At 57.5% G+C, this 1,410-nt stretch carries 2 protein-coding genes; both read left to right on the forward strand.

What is annotated here, in order from left to right; genetic code table 11:
- Positions 1–449 (forward strand): tyrosine-type recombinase/integrase (locus tag ACWEOZ_RS44335; protein ID WP_451916675.1); only part of this gene is annotated, 449 nt, incomplete at its 5' end.
- Positions 450–1,003: 554 nt separating this feature from the next.
- A partial coding sequence (locus tag ACWEOZ_RS44340) for a hypothetical protein (protein ID WP_451916676.1) occupies positions 1,004–1,410 on the forward strand: 407 nt, incomplete at its 3' end.

The raw sequence follows: 1,410 nt of genomic DNA on the forward strand, positions 1-1,410 counted from the left end.
ACACGAATGACCCGGACGACACACGAGTGGACGAGCCGAGGCTGAAGACCCAGCCTCGCGAATATCCCGTCCTTCAGAGAGTAGCGGAAATCACGGCAGAGTACATCCGCGAATACCGGGCACAAATCCCGAATGCGGCCGACAGCGAATACCTCTTCCTTGAGACCGTAGACGGCAATCCGCTGTCCAAGCGGACAATCAACGCCATTTTTCAGAAGCTGCAACATGCCGTCCCTGGACTCACGCCACACATTCTTCGTCACACGAACACCGAGAGACTGGTGAGAGATGCCAAGGCCCTTGGCTTGGCGGAGGAGGAAATGCTGCGAACCATCATGTATCTGAACGGTTGGCTCTCTAACAATGTTGCGACATATACGGCGAGGGAGCGCGAGGAAACCGCGCGAACCGTTGCCACCGCCCGACAAGCAAACTTCTTCGCAAAATGAACAATAACGCAGACTTTCTTGACGTCTACGGCAACCCGGTTGTAGTCGAACCTCATCGATGGACCATCGTTACATCGGTAGGAATCCGCAGACTACCGTGGACTTCGATTGACAGCGTTGGAGAGCCCTTGGCCTCGACTATCAGGGAGTACATCGGGAACCGCTTAACGACCGAATCACCAATCGACGCGCTGAACTGCCACACGAACCTGTCGGGTTTTGCTCGGTTCTGCAAAAGCAAACCAACGGCTCCGATGCACGCATCGGCGCTCGGGTATCTATCCCACCTGACCGCGCAAGGCAGGCGTTGGGAGTGGGCGCGGACCCGAGGCTACTACCGCTTCTTTGCCGAACGCTCCCACCCCGGCTTCGACCGTCAGGCGTTAACAACGATAAATCGAGTCGTGGTCGGTGGAAATCGAAAGGGCGGACCGGTCAGAGATGGTCATCCTCTTACAGGACCGCTCACTCGTGAAGAGTCCCTTTTGTGGAGGAATGCAATCCTCAGCGACGACGACGACACATACGAAGCAGTCCGAGAGCGAGGAGTCGCGATGCTGACGACCATCCTCGGGTTGCGCCCGACTAGCATCATCCATTTGATGGAATCCGACCTGGTTCGGGATGTCGTCATCGACGATATGCCGTTCGCGTTCGCCCTTGACATCGCACGCGCCAAAAAGCGGGCAGCCCCGAGGAAGCTCCTCCGACGCATAGGAATTCATCCTCAGTTGGCGGACATTCTTCATACGCTCATTCAGTTCAACCACAACAGGCACCCCGAGCCTACCTCTGCGGCGGACCGCCCGCTCTTCTACGCGCCGAAGGGCAATCAAGACTTCGGCGCGGCAGGATGGAGCGAAAGCTCAGTGGGTATAGCTGCCATACTGCAGCGCGCCACCAAACGTTACGGCGTCATATCGCCACGGACGCAACGCCCACTCAAGGTCTTCGCAACGCG

The sequence above is a fragment of the Actinoplanes sp. NPDC004185 genome, from assembly GCF_053603475.1.